This window comes from Pedobacter sp. WC2423, assembly GCF_040822065.1.
Lineage (GTDB): Bacteria > Bacteroidota > Bacteroidia > Sphingobacteriales > Sphingobacteriaceae > Pedobacter.
In genome coordinates this window covers 885102-906458 of the sequence record NZ_CP162005.1, presented here as the reverse complement: position 1 = coordinate 906458, position 21357 = coordinate 885102, and the positions used below count along the sequence as shown (strand labels likewise).

The window sequence follows — 21357 nt, the reverse complement described above, 5'->3', positions numbered from 1 at the left end:
TAAGACTGCAAATCATACGATAAGCAGGCTTTTTGCATTTTAGAGATATCCAAAATATGCACCGTTTCCCATCCTGTAGGTGAGCGATTCGGTGAGTAGTTTTGGAAATTAAAATGACTCACCGAATATCGTATATCTATTTGATATACAACCCGTTCAAAGACTGAACATCTTGATTTACAGTAACTGCAAAGCTAAATTTGTAAACCCCTAATGTGCAACATTATGAAAACTAATTTCAGCTTATTCTTCTACATGAAGAAGCCAAAAAACTACGTAAAAGGCTCTGCCAGGATTAAGCGGAATTCTTGGGGGGAAGAAAATCCCTGGGGATCTGAATAGCCAGGTCACCTTGATCACTGTGAACTTTTTTCTTCGTGTGATTTACCGAGATCATCCAAGTAGTGAATGTTATACACATTTAATTGCTGTTATTATACACTTCAAACAATGAAGCGCTACGACGGGATCAATTATTTTATTTTCCTAAAAAAGACTCAAGTTCTGCTACAATTCGTTTAGATTGTGTATGATGTAGATAATGAGAACCAGGCAATAAGATTAGTTTTCCCTTATCCACGCTGTTGGCTTGCGCTTGATGCATTTCTGTCCAGCCTTTGACAGCTGAGTTTTCGTCTGCAAATAATAAAACCGGTAAATCCTTCGGGAAAGATAATTTTCGAGCATCTTTAAAACTATTACTTAATGAAGTTGCTTCTCTGTGCAAAGTATTGTTTCCGGTTACTTTCATCGTAATCATGTGTTCTTGTTCAAAACGGTGTACTTCTGATTCTTCTTTAGGTTTTTCATTTCCAAAAAACTTTAAAAATGCACGCATTACACCTACTTTGGCTAAAAAATCCATAGGTGCCGAATTATAACCCGGCCAAGGTTGTGTTGGCACACTGGTATCAATACCTACAAATGCGATTGCTTTACCTGGATAATTGTTAATGTATGCTAAGCTGTAAAGCCCAGCAATGGAATGCCCCATTAATATAAACCGATTAAGATTTAATTGTTTCACAACTTCATGGATTTCTTCCGATATATTATTCAAACTGCGTTCACGATTTGTTTCACTACTCAATCCATAACCAAAAGGTTCAATCGTGATCACTGTATACTTTTTGTCTAATTCTCTGATTAATGGTTCAAAATCTAATCTTGGGCTTGCCGTTCCAAATCCGGTGAGTAACACAATCGTGTCTGGATCATGGCCATCTATTGTAATATTCATTGTACCGTCAAAAATTTTTATTTTTTGACCATAATCTTCAATTTTATCAGCTTCGATGCTTGAATTGACTTGATGAATCAGGAATGTTGTGATGAGTAGGATAGCGATTATGGCTACAATTCCTATGATTGTTTTTAAAAAAAATTTTGATATTCTCATTATGAGCGAAGGACGGTTTTTATCCATTTTTTTAATTTCGGTATTATTTTGCAAGATTACAGCTTGAATATTTAATCCCTTGGGCATTTCGGAATGTTGATGCCAGTGTTTTCGGTCAACCTATGCCAATTATAAGATCATACAAATTTATAAAAAATACTGCGATTATTCCTGCTCTTAGTTTTTGCGCTTTCATTGCTACCACTGAATAAAAATTTCTGTAAATTTGTATTCAGTTAATACTGTGCTTACGACAGATCTCGGCGATAGAACCCCTCTTCCCCCGCTGAATGGGATTCCATTAAAACTAAATAAGGCTATTCCTAAAAAGCAGCCTTATTTAGTTTAAAATCATTGAATAAAAATCAAATTCAATAACCCTTAAGTGTTCAAAGTATTTTTCGATTAGATGTGGGATTAGGTTAGAACACCCCATTTTAAGTTGAATATCTTTAGATTAACCATAGTATCAATGTGTGTATGTTATTTAAAACCACTTATCTAAAATTTGATAGCTGGTATTGATTGAGGCCAACACCTTCAATATAAATTTCGTTAAAACCCTGAATATCAGTAATCCCTATACCGCCTTCCAAATTTAAATCTATATTACCATACAAGGTAATACGATAGTCGAAATCATGAATATTTGAAATCCCTTTGTTGTTGCAGTGGCTTTGAACTAGAGCCTGATATTTAAAATAATTCTCATTTGGAATAAATAATCCTCCGATTGTTCCCATAGAAACATCGGTTAATTCAAAGTCAGCTTCACCGATTGTTTCTTCTGCTATATTGATAATGCACTTCATTATTATAAAATTTGATTTCTGTATTTACGTTCGTTTTTTGATACAGGTGGCTGTCTGTTTGTAGTAATTAAGGCACTTCATTAGTTAAATAAAATGAAACAGGGTCGAAATACCATTAAGGTCCCAAACTAGCAAAATATCTGTTTTCTGATACACTAATTTTTTCTTCCGTATCAATGCGTTAAGAATCTTCAGAATTCCGACTGTCTACACCCTATAATAATTTTAATGTCTAAATAATAACGCTTGAAACATAGCATTGAAGCTTAATAATAAATCTGCCTTACTTAAAATATTAGTTATCTTCATTTATAAAGTTTAAGAACGACAAAAAAAATCTTGCTAGTACACATTAGAGACGCAGACTGGTACATCTGAACAAACAAAATAACCATCTATAAACCTTTTAAAAACTAAACAATGAACACGAACATTAAACTTATGGCTATGATCGCCATAGGAGCAGGCGCCGTATTTACAAACTGTAAAAAAGATAATGTCGTCACGGAGCCGGTTGCACTCAACGCGATTAATAACAAATCTAATTTATCCAGCCAAGCTGCTGCCACGCTCCCTACAAAAGCCGAAGCTTTGCTGGCCATGCAGGTATATAACAATCATTTTTACAATCAGTACGGTACCTATGGTCCCTCGTTTAAGGCGTATTATTGGAAAGACGATAACCATACAGGCAGAATGGATTTCTGGACGCAGCAGGAAGCTATAGAAACCCTAATTGACGCTTACAACATCAATCCAAGTGTAGATCTCAAAAATAAAATTTCTTATTTATATAATGGAGTAAGAGACGGGTACGGATTGCTTTGGACTAACAATATTTATAATGATGATATTGTTTGGGGAGCATTAATGTGCGTGAGGGCATTCAAGATTACCAACGATGGCGGAATGTTGGACATGGCAAAAAACAACTTTAACATGATGTGGAACCGTGCCTGGGATACCCAGACTTTGGGTGGCGGACTCTGGTGGACAACTAACAATCAGACTAAAAACACCTGCGTTAATGCTCCAGCCGTAATTTGCGCGATGCTTTTATATCAGGCAACCGGTGATGTTACGTATATGACTAAAGCAAAGCAAATTATGGATTGGATGGTCATCAAGCTTTACGATTCATCTACTGGCGAGGTTAAAGGAGCCATTAACACTTCAGGAACTATTACAGAAGGAGCACTTTCTTACACTCAGGGTACTTTTATTGGTGCATGTGATCTTTTACGTTCCTATTATCCGGCAAGTAACTACTTGGCGATGGCTTTGAAGGCAATGGATTATGCCCGTAGCAGCATGTGCAACAAATCCGGAGGAATTTTGAAAGATGAAAATGGTATTGCCGACACGCAGGGAATGAAAAGTATTTTCGCACGCTGGGCCACAATATTTGTAAAAAACACCGGTACGGCAAGTAACTACGGGCCCTGGCTTGACGCTAATGCAGCTCAAGCGTGGTCTATTCGAAATTCCCAGGGTTTGATGTGGAACATATGGGGAACCCAGACGCCGGAGAGCGTACGCAATGCTTTTGAAACCACTTGCGGCGTCGCAATGATGAACGGTATTTACAACTATCACTAATAAAAATCAGCCTTTAAAATTTACTTCTGGTCTTAAATTGGAGCTTTCGGATGTTTTCCAAGATTTTCTTTGGACAGAAAATGGTTGTTAGGAAAATAGGCGTTTCTTCACTTTCTCAGAGCGAAGAGTAATTTGTCTACAGGATACACCTGAAAAAATAATAAGGGACAACATAATAATTAAGCTTTCAAACGCTTTGATACATGAAAGCGTTAACTTAGATAAAGTTCCAGGATCGGAGGTCCTGGGGCTTTCTTTCGAATCACAGCCAACCAGGCTGCAACAAAAGACGTTTCTCTATAATCACTGCACTTCGAGAAACCGGAAAATGATAATAATAATCATCAAGAATCATCTCAATCGTTAACCTCGTCCGATGATTTGTGAAATTTATCCAATTCAGCATTGCATAAAGGCTCTTAGTTGTTTGAAAATCATTCCCTTTGGGTGGTTTTATTTTCTTGATATCAGCAATATTATTAGCAACCCGTTCTTGAAAGTGATTTCTCACATTGTCTGATATTTGTGGAGAATCCAGCAACCTGACAATTGTTTGTGCAAAGAATTCAATACTCTTCATTTCCGATACTTTAAGCCCAGACAAGTCACTGCTTCCTAATATCCGAAGTACCGTTTCATGAAAAACACATATATCATTATAATTGTATTTAGCATTGATTGAATCAATTGCTTTTAACTCATTAACAGAGCCCGGCTTATTTAACTTTTTCATACTCGTTTTGATTTTAAAATTTAAATGAATCTTTAAAAATTGAGCTTCGCTGATTGCAAAAACTTAAACCAGGCATCTCATTACAAAACCCAACTTTCCATTAATAATATTTTCAACCAACTATTTATCTATAAATTCATAAGTATCCCTTAGCTGATCAACAAAACAGCTGAAATAAGCCTCATAATGAACTTTAAGAAATAACATGCGATAGTTTGTTTCACCAAATAAAGCCAGGATTTCACAATCCATAAGAGAGTTTAGCAAGTGCATTTTCCTGGGATTCATACATGATGCTACAAAAAAAGAGGCATTGAAATAAGAAGGTAATTCATACAACTTACAACCTATCCTAAAACGAAGTTCAAGTTTATAGTAATCTGATTTCTCTTTCCACAAAAAACATAATTCAGCCTCTTCATTGCTAAATGTACAAGGTGACATACCCGATTTTACAGGTTTTCCTTTGATATTTCTCATACCATAAGTAAAGTGATAATGCGTATATCGCCTACTCTGTAACAATGGAAACGCTTCATGCCATAAGGCAAAAACTTTACTAAAATTAGCCTTATTTAGTTTCTTGAGTTCAACTCTCTTACTTTCGCTATCCTTCTGTTTTGGATATTGAACAGGCGATAATTCTCCCATTAAAAAACAAATATCTTTTAAAGCTTGCTGTTCAGCAGTAAGCTCCTGATCTGGTAAATCCTCTGGTTTTAAAATATAGTTATTAAACCATTTTACAGATATTTTATCCTTACTTGGAATCCCAGTATAAGATATTAAAGATGGAACGTGATTCGTATGCCACTTGGAACTACGCGTATCCAGTAAACAGTACCCCATCAACTGCTCCTCTGTTGTTAATGCTTCCGGTATTATATCAGCAGTTTTCCTCCTGATCATAACTTTATCCCGTTTAACCGCCGGCAGATACTTCACCGGTTTACACAATCCACGATATATAGTCTTTAAAATGACCTTTATCCCTCCTTTAGATTTTGATGTTGTTAAAAACTTATTTTGCATCTTATCATCAAAAAAGTCCGGCCAATAATATTCATCAAAATCACATTCATCAGATGCCCCTAATAAATCGCAGAGTGCGAAATAAGCATAACGACCTAAATAATTTTCATCAGTATCTACGCTGCAACTAACTAATAATTCCAGAGGCTTTACCTTGATGTAAACCATTTCTTCTGCTTCCTCTCCCACTATTATGCCTACTATCAGCAACTCATTCAAAAATGATATTTTCCTGGTCTGTATGCGTAAATACGGATGTTTGGGTTTTCTGAAATCTGAGAACTTATTTAACGTATCAATACCCAATTTAAAACTGCCATGCTGAAAAGGTAATCTAAAAAAAAGCCCTCCTTTTTTGGACAAGGTGTTTGTGCTAATCATGGTTTGCGCGTACATATAATCCGATTTTAGTTTCCATTACCAAATCTCGGGTTATCTAATGCCGTAACCTACCAATTCAAGTTGTACTTTACCCATATTTAATTGTTACTTACCATCTGGAAATTAATTATATTTGTTCTATGGAAACAGCTACAAAATCCAACAAAGTTCATATAGGAAAAAAGATTAGTCGCATTCGTGAAATCAGAGGTATAAAACAAGATTTTCTTGCTGGTGAGCTGGGCGTAAGTCAACAAACTATTTCAAAAATTGAGCAAAGCGAAGAGATAGACGATTCAATGCTTGAAAAAATTGCTGATGTTTTAGGTGTGAGTGCTGAAGCTATAAAAAACTTTAGTGAAGAAGCTATATTTAATATAATCGGAAATACTTACCACGATAATTCAGCATCATTAAATTACCAATGCTCATTTAATCCATTAGATAAAGTTGTTGAGCTTTACGAACGCTTACTAAAAAGCGAACAAGAAAAAGTCGAAATATTGAAAAACAGTAAATAGAACAGCATTACCAAATAAAAAAGGGGAGACAAAACTTATTTTGCCTCCCCTTTAAATAATACCTTGTTATTTAGTCGAAATTATCAATTAAAGTAACCATCAAGCCAATTATTTCTTTTCAACCTGGCTAATTAAAATTTGAACTAAAAGCCCAGTATTCTTCCTATATAAATCAAAAGAAACATACGAAAAGGCCTCTCCTTATCACGTGAGATATTACTAAATTGTAGTTCCCAAAATTTACGCCTGTCGCCTTTTTTAAACCCTATTGCAATACTTATAAGCGGATTGAGATGATCAATAGCACGCTTGGCTTTTAACAAGCTATGATTGAGATTCAACACCTCAATAAATACCTCCGCCAGCTTTTTATCTTCAATGCTACCTTTTCCTTTTGCAGAAATTGACCCATCAGAATTTGCCTCAAGAAAACGATGATTACTTTGTTGAGTGACATCAGATGCCGAAGAAAATATTAAAGAGGCGATCATTTCACTCTGTTTATATTTGTCACAATGAAACCTATCGTCTATTGGATCTGTAGGAGTTTCCTTACATACTGCTACTAAGTTATGATAATTTGTAGACTGTTCTTTGTTGAACTCTTTTGGGATAACATGCTCGATTGAGGCCTGTTCTAAAGTAAGCTTTTGCTGGCAATAAGCACAAAGCCAATTCTGTTCTTCAAGTAAATGCTTCTTAGCAAGAGGAAGATTACGCATAGCGCTCGCATCTGAATTATAATTATATGACCTATTACCAGTTCCAGTAGTAAACCATAAATCCCAATCACCCGGTTGCGGTCCGCTTTTTTGAATGTATTGCATGTATTATTCTAATTGCTGTTTGTCCTCATTTCTCCAATCAATAAGAGCTTGAGCCTTTATAATATCTGGATCATCATCTCCTAGCAAGGCCTTAAGTTGCAATAACAAAGGCTCGTACTCATTAATGACATCATTATCGATCAAAACAAATAGTTTATCTAGTTTTTGCTGCGTTTGTACATGCCTGTCTGAGGCATCGAGAACATCTCTGAGTATATAATTAATTTTTTTACCAAAGAAATCATTCTCAGATTTAATCACCGTTTTATTGTTGACCTCATACAATGTCCCTTCCTCCAAATTAGCAACAACAGTCGGGCTATGGGTAGTAATAAAAAACTGAACCTTTGGAAATAATTTTTGCAACATAGCAACTGCTTTCGCCTGCCATCTTGGATGAAGGTGCAGATCTATTTCATCAATGGTTACCACACCGTTAACATTTGCAGATAGCTCAGTAAGTTTTAGCCATGGATTAAGCTGTGAGGCTCTCCAGACTAAATCAAAAATGAGATAGATGAGATTACGAAAACCATCTGAATAATAACTTAACGGTAGATTATGTTCATTATCATAATTTACATAGATTTCGTTTCCAAAGTCAGGATCCTGATAGATCTTGAGTGCAAAATCTTCAGGCAAATTCATAAAGAAAATTAATGTTTGCCTTATCGCTTGTTCTACATTTTCGAGTACCAGATCGTCACTTTCAATGTCATTGATAAACTTTGTCGCTCTTCTCGTCACCGCATTACCAAGCCATTCATTTAGTGTCCCTTTAATGGCATTTTCCTTTAAGCTTTGCAAATAACCATTTCTTCTGGCACTTGCAGCATCATATCGTTGCTTATGTGATTGAGAACTGTCTTTAAACAATCTTTGAGTGGAATAAAAGGCTATAAGGGGTGCGATCGTCCTATCATCTGCATTATCAAAGTTATCAAAAAACTGCTTCCCAAAATCTACAGCTACTTTGATACCTTTAATATCATTGGCCCTGGTATCCCTTTTAATATTTCGAGTCCATTCCTGATTAATTTCATCAGAAAAGCCAGTAACAGATGAAAACGGTTCTCGTTTACCATTAGTAATTTTAATCTCATCAAATTCAATTCCACGTTGCATTTTTTGTTCTTGGGAACCAAAAAAACCTCCCAACGCTACATTTATTGCTTCCAAAATACTGGTTTTCCCACTTCCATTTCCACCTACAAAAAGATTTACCCCAGGGGCAAAAGACGCATCTAACTGGTCAAAATTTTTAAAATTGGCAACCTTTATCCGGTCAATTCTCATACAATGGATATTTACTAAAACCTATGGCTTTTGATTTAAAATGTAAATATATCAAAATTTATTTTCAAGCAGTCTGGAACTCCCGAATGAAACTTGGCAATAGCTAGTTTCCAATTCAAATTGTACTTTACCCATATTTAATTGTTACTTACCATCTGGAAATTAATTATATTTGTTCTATGGAAACAGCTACAAAATCCAACAAAGTGCATATAGGAAAAAAGATTAGTCGCATTCGTGAAATCAGAGGTATAAAACAAGATTTTCTTGCTGGTGAGCTGGGCGTAAGTCAACAAACTATTTCAAAAATTGAGCAAAGCGAAGAGATCGAAGATTCAATGCTTGAGAAAATTGCTGATGTTTTAGGTGTGAGTGCTGAAGCTATAAAAAACTTTAGTGAAGAAGTTTTGATTTTCCATATTCAGAATATGAATGACAATTCAACCGCTTATGCTTATAACTACCAGTGCTCATACAACCCATTAGATAAAGTTGTTGAGCTTTATGAGCGTCTACTAAAAAGCGAACAAGACAAAGTAGAAATATTGAAAAACAACAAATAGTTAAAAGCTTATTACAAAAAGCAATCAAAACTAGATGTAATTTGTATATGTTCAATTATAACCCATCATTTTGTAGTTATGGAACGTAAGCAGCATATACAAGGCAAACTATTTGGTGATCTGGAACGATCTGAGAAAAAAGGTTATTCGGAAGCCTATTTACGATGCCCAGAGCGAATTGAAAGACTTCAACAGGTTATTCGCAAACTGAGAGAAAATGATCTTGGTAGTGGGCATTGTTTTATGGTCTTTGATGATCGTTTGGAAGAAGATGAGGCATTTTATGAATACCCTGATGGTCGAATCCGGGTTGAGAGACTTGACAAGAGCAATATAGAAGTTCCCCGCCAAATCGTTAGGATACTGACTAAAACAGAGGTTAGAGCATTAAGAAGCAAGCATGCCATTATCCGCTAATCCTCAGCTATTTACAATTACAGAGAGTAAAGGTGCAGGAAAGTCTACTCTAAAACAGGCCCTGCTTCCACCTGAATTTAGTGATATGAAAATTTTTGATGGAGATATCTTTTATACTCAAAAAAGCACTGAATTCTACAAATAACATGGCAGCAGCAAGGAATCTATCCAGCGGGTGGAAGTCAGGTTTAAAAAGGTTTCCATATAAGTCCATTGGATGTAACTGCTCTGCTAACTTTATCAAAATGATCAAAGACACATACTTTCTAAACAAAAGGCAGACAAAAATGCAATGCCCCCAAAAAGTTAGACACTTTCTGGGGGCATTATTATGAAAAAGAAAAACAGACACAGTTTTGAATTCAAGTTATACTGTGTGAAGCAGATGTCGGAACATTATCGTTCTGCAAAATCTCTGGGTGAGGAATACGGGATTACTTATTCTCTTTTCGAAGATTGGTTTAGGATATACGAGCATCTGGGAGCTCCTGGATTACTTCCCAGAAAGGGGAAAAGAGTTTTTAGTCCATCCTTTAAGCTAGCAGTCCTGAAGTCAATTCGTGAAGAAAAGTTATCTTTGAGAGCGGCGGTGCTACGTTTTGGGCTTTCAAGTGATGCGGGAATTATCGAATGGCAGAAACGATTTGAGAAGTTTGGATCATCTGGACTAGAACCGCGACCTAAAGGAAGACTACCGATGGCATATAAGGAGAATCCAGCAAACAAGCGAAAACCGAGAAAATCGGATAGGCCACTTACCCGTGAGGAAGAGCTTTTACGGGAAAATGAATATTTACGTGCAGAGAATGCCCTGCTAAAAAAGCTCCAGGCCTTAGTTCAAGCCGAAAACAAGCGCAAGCCATAATGGAACTAAGGCATCAGTTCGACCTGGATACCCTGTTGAATTGTATTAGCATGGCAAGAAGTACATTTTATTATTATTCTAAGAAGGCCAGTTTGCCTGATAAATACGAACAGGTCAAGATCCAGATCAACAAGGTCTATCATGCCCATAAAGGTCGCTTCGGCTATCGGCGCATTACCTTGCAACTGAAACGGGTCGGAATGGCTATTAACCATAAGACTGTATTTAGATTGATGGGAGAAATGAGGTTGAAGAGCCTGATCAGGATAAAAAAATACAGGTCTTATAGGGGCAAGCTAGGGAAAATAGCTCCAAATATCCTTAATAGGAATTTCAAGGCTAACCAACCTATGCAAAAATGGGCCACAGATGTTACAGAATTCAAAGTCAAGGGAAAGAAATTGTACCTCTCTCCAATAATAGACCTGTTCAATCAGGAGATTATCAGCTATGAACTCACTGACAGGCCGGTTTTCAAGGGAGTATTGGACATGCTCAAAAAAGTATTACCACAAGCTAGGAATACTTCTCAGTTAGTCTTGCATTCTGACCAGGGATGGCAATACCAGATGCCAAAGTATCAGCAACTGCTAAAAGCAAATGGGATTATCCAAAGTATGTCCAGAAAAGGTAATTGCTTAGATAATGCTATAATTGAAAACTTTTTCGGAACCTTAAAATCGGAACTCTTCTACTTAAATGAATATGAATCGACAGATCAGCTCAAAAAAGATATAAATGACTATATCTGGTACTACAACAAGGAACGAATAAAATTGAACTTAAACGGAATGAGCCCGATGGAATATCGGGCTCATTATAACAAATCTAATACTAAATTTGTCTAAACTTTTGGGGGCAGTCCAAAACATCTTTATCTGCCTTTTAAATCTTTTTCGAAAAATTAGTTTGGCAATCCGTTTTTAGGATTTACAAGGTAGAAGTACTCATTTTCATACCGGGTAACTACAGATATTTTCTGAAGCTCTGACTTCACATCATTAATTCCCTTTTCCAATGATTCCATAGTTGAAACAGAATTCCCTTGTAATAAATCTATCCTTTTATTAAGCGACTCAAAGTTGTGATCTACTTTCTTATCCAAATTCATGGTATCCTTCTTCCATTTCTCACCCAATCAGCCATCCTGTAAATACTCTTCCACCCTTCCCAATCGTTATTTCCAAACCTGTCCCTCACACCTTGCTCCAATCCTAACCACCTGCAGCCGGTACTTCAAATCCAGGATTGCCTGATACTGCTAGTTACCCATTAACAAATTGCTGCCAGGCATATCGATGCTGCAAGCAAAAGCAACCCAAATGATGCCCAATAAAAGCTTAATTGTTGCCATAACATTAAAGTATTAAACTGTGAATGGATATTCTGGACGATGCCAGAATATCCACCTGATTCTCCATCCTTTGCAAAATTAAACTGTACCTGCTGTTCTTCATCGGAACTAAACGTTTTAATCCAGCCGTGATCCATTAATAAATTCAAGCCTAATATTTCCTGATAAAACTGCATAGCTAAATTAACGTCATGTACATCTATATCCATGACAATTATATTAACTTTCATTGTAATTATTTGAAATCTTATTCAAACTTATAATTTAAAAGGTAAAATATTCATCTATAAACGGATACTATGCTTAAACGTTTATATTCCTTCAGAATTTAGCATTAGACAAGCATTTTTCTTTGTAATATTGAGATTGAGTATTGATATAATATTCCAGAAGAAGAATACTATATCACACTAAAAGGCATAGGTTTTTGCCAACTAAAATTCTAATTTTAACAGCCATCGTAGTTTATAATCTTCATGCCAAAATTCAACTTCAGTATTCTTAATGCTCATCTTTCAAAAAAAAATGCTTTCCGGGTTGATCTGATAGGGAGTCCATCAATGTTTTCTTTAGAAAGCAGGATATTTCATTCTATTTGTATTGGCCTGATCGCTTTGACCTGTTTATATGTGCCATACGATATATCTGCAGGTCTTTATATTGCGGCGCTGTCCACTTTTCTAATTGGTTTATTCTTTTTGCACCAGTACTATTATTCCAGATTTCATAGCAAAACACATAACAGTACGTTATTCGGTTTAATAGGTGTTTTACTTCTGGGTATTAACTACTTTGCTAATTCAGGAATCAATGGATCTACTGACCTGATATGGCCTGCTTATCTTTTATTAGTATTTACAATTTCTCCCTATCACCAACATATCAAATGGTTAGTTATCTATTTGTCGTGTTTTCTGGTATTGCATATTCTTGAATATTACTGTCCGTCTTTAGTGAAATACCCCTTTAATACCGGCCGGGGTCAGTTTATTGACCGGATTACTGCATTTCCTATACCTGTAATCATAATTTACGTCGTCATTAAATTCATGAGACGGAGTTATGATAAAGAGCGAAAAGCTACGGAAGAAAAGACAATAGCAGTCCAAACACTGATGTCTATCATTTCACACGACATGAGGACTCCGCTAATGAATATACAAGGCTACCTGGAGTTATTAAATACAAGTGTAGTGGACACACAAGACCGGTTAGTATTAGAAAAGGCATTACTTAAATCTACTAATAATACGATGGAAATGCTTTCCAATTTGTTGCATTGGTCTAAGTCGCAGATGGAAGGCCCAAATGTAAACCTGGTTGTTGTAGATTTGATGACAACATTACAGCCAACAATAGAGATGGAAAGCATCCATGCCTTGAAAAAAAATATAACTCTGAATCATCACATCCCTCCTGCACTGGAAGTAATTGCTGATATCAATATGCTCCAGCTGATCGTACGCAATCTGATCAGCAATGCGTTGAAATTCACTCCGCATGGAGGACAAATTACGATCAAAGCTGAGTTGATATCCGGTAAATGTAAAATAAGTATCAGCGATAATGGAAAAGGGATCCCGGTAGATAAACAGGAAAGGATTTTTTCTATTAAGTCCGAACCTGCATTTGGTACGGATAACGAAAGAGGAATTGGCTTAGGCCTGGTGCTTTGCAAGGAGTTTATAGAGCGGCAAGGCGGGAGAATAGGGTTTGAAAGTAATCCAGGAGTTGGTTCCGACTTTTTTATTTTTATAAATTACAAGCAAATAGAAAGCCCGCGGTTTTAATTTCTTATTCTAGCTTCTACTCCCGTAAAAACATTACAGCAGATTCATTATCAATCGGCTTCCAATTCATAAGTTTAATACGTTTATCCTCTCCTTCTTCGTTATCGTTTATTATTTCAATATTGATACTCTTCAACTGGTCTGCCTTTGTATCATCCAACATTTCAGAAAAAGGTTTAACAGCCCCATTACTTGAAACATAAGTAGGATTACTAATAGTATAGTCCTTTGTTTTAAGGAATTGCATAAATTTATAAACCAGCTCTTTTTCTTCTTCTTTATCCTTGGCATTTTTAATTTGATTCCATCGATCATTAAAAATTCCATCCATATTTTTTTCATTTGAAATGGAGGTCACCTCTTTTTGAACACAAGAAACTGTGAAAAACAAAACAATAATATAAGTAATTACTATCTTAATTGATATTTTCATTCTTTATACTTTTTGCATCCTTTTTATAAACACAGAACGATGTGAGATCCTTAATTTAAACTGATTACTTTTTTAGCCACTGACCGAAAGCATATCCTTTTTGCATCAGAAGTATTAGAACAAGAAGAACAACTATTACAGCTAAAGTATTTCTTGCGAAATCAGATTTAATAAATGGAAATATGTTCATATTTAAGATTAATTATATTTAAAAAAAGCTACAATTGCAATCGCTACAAATACTGTAACTGACCTCTCACCGTAAAAACAGACTTTTGTAAAGTATAGATTTTCTGTTCAATTAATATTACTTTTAATTATAGTCGATGCTGCGTGATATAACATCGACTATAGTTTGTTCAATTTACTAAGATTCTTTGTTGGTGGAAATCTGTTCTTCATTTTATCTCATCCCTGAATTTACTTTCCATTAAGCTCATCACATCTTCTCTTCTGTAATAAAGACAGCCAACAATAATCACAGACTTCAATAACCCTCTGCTTCGCCATCTTCTTAAAGTACGGTCGCTAATTCGGAACATAGATTTCACATCATTGGTATCTAACAAATTTCTTTCATGAGCAACAAATTTCTCCTGCTTTTTCGTACACATCATTTCAGCCAGGACATTTATCAACAAATTCACTTTATCGTTCATTTCCATATTCACATGATTAAATTTTAAACTATCTGAATTATTCAACGATTGTTAAATAGTCACGTTAGGGAGGAATAATCAAAAAAGTATTTATAACTCTTTTGCAGAATAATTTTGCGTTTTTCAAAATAAATAGGTTTAATAACACAACAATATAATAAATATTATTTATTGAAAAGAAAACAAAATATCTTATTTAACAATAATTAACACTAATTAACTTTTACCCAATCAGCAATTCTATAAATAGTCTTGATATGTCTCTTTTTTCTATAAACCCCATCACCTTCTCTGCTGCCTTGAATATTCGTATTACCTTCTACACTATTTACCCAATCTCCTTTTTGATTAACGATCATCCCAACATGAGCTATTCTTTTTAATTTAACAAAGTATATACCCAGCAAATTACCTGGTAAGGCAGAACGTGCTAAACGGGATGAAGGGAAAAGATCTGGTGTCCATCCTGATCGTGGTTTATCATATCCAGCCTGCGCAAAAACCCAGCTTACAAAACCTGCGCACCAGGGCTGCCCTTTTTTTAAACTTACACTGGTCAAATAAGTCTCTACACGAAATCCGTCATTGTTTCCAGTTATTTCCCTCACCCCTATTTCTTTTTCCGCAATACGAACAAGAAGCTCTCTTTTTTGACACTCCAGAGCGTTGAAGCTACATTTGTTATTTAACAGATTGCGATCAAGCAAGCCGAAGCCGCTAATAATAACAAAGCAAAGGATGCCCAGTAAAAGCCTAATTGTTGCCATGACGATAGAAAATTAAATTGTGAAACCATAAATGTTAGAGCGGGTAATTTCATCAGTAGCCAAAACCATTGTAATAACCACCACGATAAAGCGGTTATTAAAAGAAAACTAATCATGCTCAATAAAATCAATAGCCAGATACTTTGATCTATGCTACCTACCCTTTCATCAAACAAGTTGAGAAACCTGGGCGCAAAGCACCATATTAACAGCAAAACTGCGAGTATCATTCTGGGTTCCGATCTTTTTAAGGAGGTATTGACAACCGGTAATAATTTAATTATCCCCGGCAATTCTATAGTTTTTATATTCATCACATTTTAAATTTTAAGAATTTATCAGTTAATAGCAGTCTTATTATATAAACCGGCAAACTCGTCAGCTTGCCGGTTTATTCAAATCCTATGCAATAGCTTTGATAGGCCCCAGATAAACACTGGTACTTACCTTTTTACCATCTAAAGAAGAAATGTAAAACCAGCAATGTAAAGTGTTACCGACGCTAGTTTTAGACAGCATACGTGCTTCTAATTTACCAGCGGTTCTGACCGCGGTTGATGGAATTAGAAAATAATCATTCGTTTCATCGTAAATTATTATACTAGCTCTATCCGTAGAACGCTCCAGACGTTCATTTTCTGTGTTAAAATCCAAAGGATCATAGGCCCAGGTGATTGCTACTTTACGGCCTGAAACTGGCACTGCTAAAAGGTCTTGTGGAATGTCCAACTTTCCAAGAGTCAGTTTTAACTTAGCATAATTGATCGTAAATAATGGAGACACACCTGAGATAGCTTCTTTCAGATTAAATTTAACCGCCTCGTTCATCGGGCCAGACAGTTTGTTGCCGGATTGGTATCCTTTACTCACAACCTCACTAATAGCACCTAAAAAACCGGTTATTAAGCCAAATTTTTTACGTTGATCAATTTGTGATCTGACTGGTGGCTTACTGGTTTTTTTGGGTAAACTTCTCATTACATCCAACGTACGCCAGCTGGCACCGATTACTGTTCCTACTTTTCCTGAGAATCCACCAAGGATTCCTGTTCTGATCTTTCCCATTTTCTTTAATTTTAAATAATGAATTATTCTATTAATTCAAGTCAATAGCATGCCGGCTGCTTAAACTCGTTAAACAAAAGTATATCAATAAATTAGCTCAAAAATAAATTGACCGCAATAGTCCGTTATTGTCCGCAATTGACCGGATTTGACCGGATTTGTCCAACACTGAAAAAGCTTTATTTATTAAAAACAGGGTTAAAACAAGAAAGGCCCTCCAGTTAAGGAGAGCCTTTGATAATAGCTGCTGCAAAATTAACCGAAGTTCAAACCTGGCATTTCCATCCATGAATGATTATCCTGATTGGTAAAAGTGCCGGGACTTAAGATTGCATCACATATGACTGCGGGATTAAATGATTTACTATTTAACAAGGTGATACCATTATAGAAACTCAAAAACATTACAGCGATGCTTAGACAACCATCTGGAATTTTAAAAGAAAAATCAATCAGATTTATTAATTCTTCGTTTTTTTTAAGGGTAATGCTATATTTTTCCGGATTAAGAATTCTTTTACCATCTTTCAGCCGGATTAATCCGACTACGAATGTTAGTTTGCATTGAGTTGCATGCTTTGGAAAACGCAATTTTGGCGCGTTACCTGACTCATCATAAACAATCTTCATAATTCCCTGATTGAGTTCGATTTTCGGTTTTAAATTCAAAATCTTTTTTACAGGAGATTTAATATTAAATTCAAAACCGGCTAAATTACCAAAACTGTTTCGCTTAAAAAAGTATCCCGTTTTTGTGGGATTCTCACATGCTGCAAGGGCTGTAGTCAGCACACTGGTGAATCGAAAAACGTAACTTGTTTCGTTCATTCCGCCGTTGGTATTATGAAATATACCTCTAACATGTTTTCCAAGCATGCTACTTTTACTAAAATTCGCTGATGCCTTTTTGGTTTCCACTGTTTGTTTCATTGTGCCTGGCACAGGTCTTTTTGAAACAACCTGTACTCCATCTACTACTTTAAAAATGAAATCGCCCAGGATTCCCTTTAAAAATTTACCGTCGAAAATTGCCATAAATATTTGTTTTTTTATCAATGTAAAAGATTTGTGCTAAAGAGTATCATCCTAAGCAGGCAATGTCCATAATTGTCCGCAGCTGTCTGCAATTGTCCGTAATTGTCCATGTTCTGGTCAAAGGAAAAATTATAAGGTTCATCAGTCTTCAACTAGTCATGCTTTGTTTGTGCCTGAGTGGTGGTCGGTGTAAGACCAAGCTGTAAACAGCTTTTAAGCGTAGGTACTCTAAGTCATTTCAACTAGTTGTTTTGACTTAGAGTTGCCATGCTCTCGCGTTACTTCAGCATTGTTCTTACCCTAACGAGTACTCAGGCAGTACTCAGGCAGTACCCGGATGTTGCAGGTCAAAAACATCTTTTTGATCAGGATGACTTATATCAAGTGAAAGGGTTTGAAAACTGGCTTTCCTGAAGTTGTCGAGTTCAATAATTTTAAAATTAATGTTCTTCGATTACCCGCGTTTTTCGCCTTTTAAATTTTAAAGTTTTTTGGGGAGAGGTCATTTCTATTTAGATAATCAATGCATTGTCTTCCTAACAACGGGGAGTAATTATTCTTTATATTTAACATACATTCGCTTAATTAAATCACTGATTCAAAATCAATAATGATAGATCACGCGCATTCAATTTATTTATAAATAAGTTATCTATCTTTCCGATAACAATGAATCAAAAAAAAATATACAGAATTGATATTCAGTCAATTAGAGCGATAGCTGTTATATCAGTAGTTATTTTTCATTTTAATAAATTTTTATTACCAGGTGGTTTTATTGGAGTAGATATTTTTTTTGTGATTTCTGGATATTTGATCACATCAATTATTATAAAACAAAAAGAGAACAACACCTTCCGTTTTAAAAAATTCTACCTAAACAGAATTAAAAGAATTGTTCCTGCTTATTTGTTTTTGCTGTTGTTTGTTACAGTCTGTACCACAATATTATTTATAGGGAAAGACTTTTCGAATTTCAGAACTATTTTGGCAAATTCCATCATATTTAACAGCAACAATTATCTGCCTGCTGCAGTTAATGACTATTTTGGTGCCAGGGCCGAACAAACACCGCTATTGCATACCTGGACATTGTCTGTAGAAATGCAATTTTATTTGATGCTGCCTATTGTTTTGATTTTCTTACCTGGAAGATTTAATAAATACATTTTTCCAATTATAATTATATTACTTACTACATATGCAGCATATAAAATCCGGCTTGGGGACAAGCAAGGAATGTATTTTTCTTTATTAGCCAGAATCCCGGAATTTCTTTTAGGATCTGTAGCGATTTTATGGAGATTAGAGGAAAAAACGTCAATTAGAACACGTAATATTTTGAGTTTGACAGGTATTACAGCAATAGTCTTCAGCTTTATTTTTATCAGTGAGGCCTCAGATTTTCCTGGTTTTTTATCTTTAATACCTTGTGTTGGAAGCTTATTTATTCTAATATCATGTGGAAGCTGGTTTAACAAGATAATTTCTGTAAAACCAATAGTATATATTGGAGAACTATCCTATTCAATTTATTTATGGCATTGGCCAGTACTTGCTTTTCTTAGATACTATTCAGATCGTTATATTCTAAATTTAAATCTGACCATATTTGCGTTAATAGCTATTGCATGCCTTTCATGGCTATCTTACAAGTTCATCGAAACTCCTTTTAAGGATTTAAAAGAAAACAGGAAATTCTTTATATTTTTCATACCACCAGTTATTTGTCTGATTTCATTAGGCTTTTTATCAAAATCTATTAATAGCAAAATATTTATTACTACAGATGAAGTCACATCACCAAATGCATTAGGACTGGAAAACCACAGTAATGGAGATAGAATTATTATCCGCGGAGATACAAGTTCTGCTAAAGAATTACTTTTAATTGGTGATAGCCATGCATTACATCTCAATCCTTTTTTTGATGTCATAGGTAAAGCCCACAATTTTAAATTTAGAAGTATCACGTTTGATAGATTTATTAACGTCCCTACATTCGATATCAAGAGCACACAAAGCTCTAAACCAGAAATTGATAATTGGAATAAACAGCAGCAGCTATTAAAGCCTGTTATTAATAAATCTAAAATTATTGTGATTGCAGGACTTTGGAAAGATAAAGGTCAGGAAGAGATTAAAAGCCTTGAAAATTTTTTCAAAGAAATGTCCAGAAATCAACAGCTTATAATTGTTTCAGACGTTCCTCATTTTTCTGTAAATCCAATTAAATATCAACGATTTAAACATTTAGGGTTACCTGTAATTAATTCTTTCAATGCGCTATATGATAAAGATGATTATGAAAGGCTACTCATGATCATCAAAAAATATCCTAATGTTCACTTTTTAGATTTAAGGAATAGTAAGCTCTTTAAATTAAAGGATTTTCCATTCTGCAATGGGACTTGCCTATATTATGATAATAGTCACTTGAATGCCATTGGATCTAAATTATATGGTAAAGCTGAAGATAAAAAAGTGATGATATTATTAGATCAATTATTCAGACACTGTCTTTAGTTATCCTTACCAATTGCCTTCCTGATAGCCCAAAGGAAAGCTTACTGGCTAATTTAAATATTAAATTACTGGCGGTCTAAAAAAATGGAAGCTCCTTTCTTGTAAAATAAATAAAGTTAAAAGGGTAACATGACCTGTATTTTATATTTAAAGGAACAGGAGCCGAATTATTTAATTTTAACTAGTGTAAATTTAATAAATAAGTAGTAAATTATTCCGGACAAAAATCCGGATGAATTAAAGATTGCAACCAAAGTTAAATAGTTAATGGCCTGGAAGTAATTTCAGGACTTATTCGAATATAAATTAGTAACCAATAAAACCAAATATGATTAAGTTAACCAGATATTTACGCATTAGAGAAGTATTGCTGATCGGCGCTTCTTTCTTGTGCAGCACCCCTGTTTTCTCTCAGGGAATGGTGGCACCAGCTGCTCCGGGTTTTGATGTAGAAAGCACTTCCATACCACATGGTCAGATAGATACCATAAGTTACTATTCTAAAACTGTGGGTAACAACAGAAAAGCCATAACCTATACCCCACCCGGGTATTCAAAAAATAAGAAATATCCCGTTTTGTATCTGCTTCATGGTATTGGAGGAGATGAAAAAGAATGGTTAAACGGAGGTAAGCCACAGGTTATATTAGACAATTTGTATGCGGCTGGCAAACTGGAACCGATGATTGTTGTGATGCCTAACGGACGTGCCATGAAGGACGATCGTGCTACCGGCAACGTGATGTCGCGAGATAAGGTCGAAGCATTTTCTACTTTTGAAAAAGATCTGCTCAATGATTTGATCCCATTTGTAGAAACGAATTTCCGTGTGTATTCAGACAGAGAGCACCGTGCCATCGCCGGATTATCAATGGGCGGAGGGCAATCTTTAAATTTCGGGTTAGGTCATCTTGATAAATTTGCCTGGGTTGGCGGATTTTCATCAGCTCCTAATACAAAATCACCAGAACAATTGGTCCCTGATCCAAAAAAGGCAAAAGAAATGCTGAAGCTATTGTTTATTTCGTGTGGTGCCAGTGATAATCTGATCGTAAATAGCAAACGTACCCACGATTACCTGGTAAAAACTGATGTTCCGCATATTTATTTTATTGAACCTGGATTTCATGATTTTAAAGTATGGAAAAACGGATTATTTATGTTTTCTCAGTTGTTGTTTAAGCCCGTAGATCCTTCTACCTTTTCTAAATATAATGTTACAGATAGCCAGGCCATTAAGTAACATGAATATGATTCACCCTATATCTGTTAAACTATAAAAA

At 35.3% G+C, this 21357-nt stretch carries 23 protein-coding genes; 9 read left to right on the top strand and 14 right to left on the bottom strand.

Features of this window, described 5'->3' with window-relative positions:
- Positions 1 to 478 precede the first annotated feature (478 nt).
- Complete coding sequence (locus AB3G38_RS03385; protein ID WP_367867092.1) at positions 479 to 1486, bottom strand: alpha/beta fold hydrolase; 1008 nt, start codon at positions 1484 to 1486, stop codon at positions 479 to 481.
- Positions 1487 to 1896: 410 nt separating this feature from the next.
- Positions 1897 to 2211, bottom strand: coding sequence for a hypothetical protein (locus tag AB3G38_RS03380; protein WP_367867091.1), 315 nt, complete (start codon positions 2209 to 2211; stop codon positions 1897 to 1899).
- A gap of 420 nt (positions 2212 to 2631) precedes the next feature.
- Between AB3G38_RS03380 and AB3G38_RS03375 the strand changes: the two genes are divergently transcribed.
- On the top strand, positions 2632 to 3810 hold the full coding sequence (locus AB3G38_RS03375) for a glycoside hydrolase family 76 protein (RefSeq protein WP_367867090.1): 1179 nt from the start codon (positions 2632 to 2634) through the stop codon (positions 3808 to 3810).
- Between the two features lie 262 nt (positions 3811 to 4072).
- On the opposite strand, the gene AB3G38_RS03370 is transcribed toward AB3G38_RS03375, so the two are convergent.
- A complete protein-coding gene (locus AB3G38_RS03370; protein WP_367867089.1) occupies positions 4073 to 4543 on the bottom strand; it encodes a hypothetical protein in 471 nt (156 codons plus the stop codon).
- 120 nt (positions 4544 to 4663) lie between these two features.
- On the bottom strand, positions 4664 to 5971 hold the full coding sequence (locus AB3G38_RS03365) for a hypothetical protein (RefSeq protein WP_367867088.1): 1308 nt from the start codon (positions 5969 to 5971) through the stop codon (positions 4664 to 4666).
- 125 nt (positions 5972 to 6096) lie between these two features.
- Here AB3G38_RS03365 and AB3G38_RS03360 point away from each other — a divergent pair, with 125 nt between their 5' ends.
- Complete coding sequence (locus AB3G38_RS03360) at positions 6097 to 6477, top strand: helix-turn-helix domain-containing protein (RefSeq protein ID WP_367867087.1); 381 nt, start codon at positions 6097 to 6099, stop codon at positions 6475 to 6477.
- Positions 6478 to 6620: 143 nt separating this feature from the next.
- On the opposite strand, the gene AB3G38_RS03355 is transcribed toward AB3G38_RS03360, so the two are convergent.
- Both AB3G38_RS03355 and AB3G38_RS03350 read right to left on the bottom strand, forming a co-directional pair.
- Positions 6621 to 7304 (bottom strand): retron system putative HNH endonuclease, encoded by a 684-nt coding sequence (locus tag AB3G38_RS03355; protein WP_367867086.1) that lies wholly within the window; start codon positions 7302 to 7304, stop codon positions 6621 to 6623.
- A gap of 3 nt (positions 7305 to 7307) precedes the next feature.
- Positions 7308 to 8600 (bottom strand): AAA family ATPase, encoded by a 1293-nt coding sequence (locus tag AB3G38_RS03350; RefSeq protein WP_367867085.1) that lies wholly within the window; start codon positions 8598 to 8600, stop codon positions 7308 to 7310.
- Positions 8601 to 8779: 179 nt separating this feature from the next.
- Between AB3G38_RS03350 and AB3G38_RS03345 the strand changes: the two genes are divergently transcribed.
- Both AB3G38_RS03345 and AB3G38_RS03340 read left to right on the top strand, forming a co-directional pair.
- Positions 8780 to 9163 carry a helix-turn-helix domain-containing protein gene (locus AB3G38_RS03345; protein WP_367867084.1) on the top strand — a complete coding sequence of 128 codons (384 nt, stop codon included), beginning with the start codon at positions 8780 to 8782 and terminating at the stop codon, positions 9161 to 9163.
- 78 nt (positions 9164 to 9241) lie between these two features.
- A complete protein-coding gene (locus AB3G38_RS03340) occupies positions 9242 to 9580 on the top strand; it encodes a hypothetical protein (protein WP_367867083.1) in 339 nt (112 codons plus the stop codon).
- Positions 9581 to 9629: 49 nt separating this feature from the next.
- Here AB3G38_RS03340 and AB3G38_RS03335 read toward each other — a convergent pair whose 3' ends face one another.
- Entirely contained in the window at positions 9630 to 9833 is a 204-nt protein-coding gene (locus AB3G38_RS03335; protein ID WP_367867082.1) for a hypothetical protein, read from the bottom strand.
- Between the two features lie 132 nt (positions 9834 to 9965).
- Between AB3G38_RS03335 and AB3G38_RS03330 the strand changes: the two genes are divergently transcribed.
- Positions 9966 to 10445: a helix-turn-helix domain-containing protein gene (locus AB3G38_RS03330; RefSeq protein ID WP_367864486.1), complete on the top strand. Its 480-nt coding sequence runs from the start codon at positions 9966 to 9968 to the stop codon at positions 10443 to 10445.
- Complete coding sequence (locus AB3G38_RS03325) at positions 10445 to 11293, top strand: IS3 family transposase (protein ID WP_367864487.1); 849 nt, start codon at positions 10445 to 10447, stop codon at positions 11291 to 11293. The genes AB3G38_RS03330 and AB3G38_RS03325 overlap by 1 nt, the downstream gene beginning before the upstream one ends.
- Before the next feature lie 56 nt (positions 11294 to 11349).
- Here AB3G38_RS03325 and AB3G38_RS03320 read toward each other — a convergent pair whose 3' ends face one another.
- Together AB3G38_RS03320 and AB3G38_RS03315 are read right to left on the bottom strand one after the other, a co-directional pair.
- Entirely contained in the window at positions 11350 to 11556 is a 207-nt protein-coding gene (locus tag AB3G38_RS03320) for a hypothetical protein (RefSeq protein WP_367867081.1), read from the bottom strand.
- Positions 11557 to 11717: 161 nt separating this feature from the next.
- Positions 11718 to 12029 carry a hypothetical protein gene (locus AB3G38_RS03315; RefSeq protein WP_367867080.1) on the bottom strand — a complete coding sequence of 104 codons (312 nt, stop codon included), beginning with the start codon at positions 12027 to 12029 and terminating at the stop codon, positions 11718 to 11720.
- Positions 12030 to 12275: 246 nt separating this feature from the next.
- On the opposite strand from AB3G38_RS03315, the gene AB3G38_RS03310 reads away from it, so the two are divergent.
- Positions 12276 to 13589 (top strand): sensor histidine kinase, encoded by a 1314-nt coding sequence (locus AB3G38_RS03310; protein WP_367867079.1) that lies wholly within the window; start codon positions 12276 to 12278, stop codon positions 13587 to 13589.
- 16 nt (positions 13590 to 13605) lie between these two features.
- Here AB3G38_RS03310 and AB3G38_RS03305 read toward each other — a convergent pair whose 3' ends face one another.
- From AB3G38_RS03305 to AB3G38_RS03285, 5 genes are all read right to left on the bottom strand, one after another.
- Positions 13606 to 14022, bottom strand: a complete 417-nt coding sequence (locus tag AB3G38_RS03305; protein WP_367867078.1) for a hypothetical protein — start codon at positions 14020 to 14022, stop codon at positions 13606 to 13608.
- 398 nt (positions 14023 to 14420) lie between these two features.
- On the bottom strand, positions 14421 to 14687 hold the full coding sequence (locus AB3G38_RS03300; RefSeq protein ID WP_068399462.1) for a helix-turn-helix domain-containing protein: 267 nt from the start codon (positions 14685 to 14687) through the stop codon (positions 14421 to 14423).
- A gap of 206 nt (positions 14688 to 14893) precedes the next feature.
- Positions 14894 to 15448, bottom strand: coding sequence for a peptidoglycan-binding protein (locus AB3G38_RS03295; RefSeq protein ID WP_367867077.1), 555 nt, complete (start codon positions 15446 to 15448; stop codon positions 14894 to 14896).
- Positions 15449 to 15850: 402 nt separating this feature from the next.
- Positions 15851 to 16513 (bottom strand): DUF6266 family protein, encoded by a 663-nt coding sequence (locus tag AB3G38_RS03290; protein WP_367867076.1) that lies wholly within the window; start codon positions 16511 to 16513, stop codon positions 15851 to 15853.
- 255 nt (positions 16514 to 16768) lie between these two features.
- Complete coding sequence (locus tag AB3G38_RS03285) at positions 16769 to 17569, bottom strand: hypothetical protein (RefSeq protein WP_367867075.1); 801 nt, start codon at positions 17567 to 17569, stop codon at positions 16769 to 16771.
- 648 nt (positions 17570 to 18217) lie between these two features.
- Between AB3G38_RS03285 and AB3G38_RS03280 the strand changes: the two genes are divergently transcribed.
- Entirely contained in the window at positions 18218 to 20074 is a 1857-nt protein-coding gene (locus tag AB3G38_RS03280; protein ID WP_367867074.1) for an acyltransferase family protein, read from the top strand.
- 328 nt (positions 20075 to 20402) lie between these two features.
- Positions 20403 to 21317, top strand: coding sequence for an alpha/beta hydrolase (locus AB3G38_RS03275; protein ID WP_367867073.1), 915 nt, complete (start codon positions 20403 to 20405; stop codon positions 21315 to 21317).
- Positions 21318 to 21357: the final 40 nt, after the last annotated feature.

Excerpts from the sequence above, each read along its gene's own strand:
- AB3G38_RS03385 (WP_367867092.1), bottom strand. The coding sequence starts at position 1,486 with ATGCCCAAGGGATTAAATATTCAAGCTGTAATCTTGCAAAATAATACC.
- AB3G38_RS03380 (WP_367867091.1), bottom strand. The coding sequence starts at position 2,211 with ATGAAGTGCATTATCAATATAGCAGAAGAAACAATCGGTGAAGCTGAC.
- AB3G38_RS03375 (WP_367867090.1), top strand. The coding sequence starts at position 2,632 with ATGAACACGAACATTAAACTTATGGCTATGATCGCCATAGGAGCAGGC.
- AB3G38_RS03370 (WP_367867089.1), bottom strand. The coding sequence starts at position 4,543 with ATGAAAAAGTTAAATAAGCCGGGCTCTGTTAATGAGTTAAAAGCAATT.
- AB3G38_RS03365 (WP_367867088.1), bottom strand. The coding sequence starts at position 5,971 with ATGTACGCGCAAACCATGATTAGCACAAACACCTTGTCCAAAAAAGGA.
- AB3G38_RS03360 (WP_367867087.1), top strand. The coding sequence starts at position 6,097 with ATGGAAACAGCTACAAAATCCAACAAAGTTCATATAGGAAAAAAGATT.
- AB3G38_RS03355 (WP_367867086.1), bottom strand. The coding sequence starts at position 7,304 with ATGCAATACATTCAAAAAAGCGGACCGCAACCGGGTGATTGGGATTTA.
- AB3G38_RS03350 (WP_367867085.1), bottom strand. The coding sequence starts at position 8,600 with ATGAGAATTGACCGGATAAAGGTTGCCAATTTTAAAAATTTTGACCAG.
- AB3G38_RS03345 (WP_367867084.1), top strand. The coding sequence starts at position 8,780 with ATGGAAACAGCTACAAAATCCAACAAAGTGCATATAGGAAAAAAGATT.
- AB3G38_RS03340 (WP_367867083.1), top strand. The coding sequence starts at position 9,242 with ATGGAACGTAAGCAGCATATACAAGGCAAACTATTTGGTGATCTGGAA.
- AB3G38_RS03330 (WP_367864486.1), top strand. The coding sequence starts at position 9,966 with ATGTCGGAACATTATCGTTCTGCAAAATCTCTGGGTGAGGAATACGGG.
- AB3G38_RS03325 (WP_367864487.1), top strand. The coding sequence starts at position 10,445 with ATGGAACTAAGGCATCAGTTCGACCTGGATACCCTGTTGAATTGTATT.
- AB3G38_RS03320 (WP_367867081.1), bottom strand. The coding sequence starts at position 11,556 with ATGAATTTGGATAAGAAAGTAGATCACAACTTTGAGTCGCTTAATAAA.
- AB3G38_RS03315 (WP_367867080.1), bottom strand. The coding sequence starts at position 12,029 with ATGAAAGTTAATATAATTGTCATGGATATAGATGTACATGACGTTAAT.
- AB3G38_RS03310 (WP_367867079.1), top strand. The coding sequence starts at position 12,276 with ATGCCAAAATTCAACTTCAGTATTCTTAATGCTCATCTTTCAAAAAAA.
- AB3G38_RS03305 (WP_367867078.1), bottom strand. The coding sequence starts at position 14,022 with ATGAAAATATCAATTAAGATAGTAATTACTTATATTATTGTTTTGTTT.
- AB3G38_RS03300 (WP_068399462.1), bottom strand. The coding sequence starts at position 14,687 with ATGGAAATGAACGATAAAGTGAATTTGTTGATAAATGTCCTGGCTGAA.
- AB3G38_RS03295 (WP_367867077.1), bottom strand. The coding sequence starts at position 15,448 with ATGGCAACAATTAGGCTTTTACTGGGCATCCTTTGCTTTGTTATTATT.
- AB3G38_RS03290 (WP_367867076.1), bottom strand. The coding sequence starts at position 16,513 with ATGGGAAAGATCAGAACAGGAATCCTTGGTGGATTCTCAGGAAAAGTA.
- AB3G38_RS03280 (WP_367867074.1), top strand. The coding sequence starts at position 18,218 with ATGAATCAAAAAAAAATATACAGAATTGATATTCAGTCAATTAGAGCG.
- AB3G38_RS03275 (WP_367867073.1), top strand. The coding sequence starts at position 20,403 with ATGATTAAGTTAACCAGATATTTACGCATTAGAGAAGTATTGCTGATC.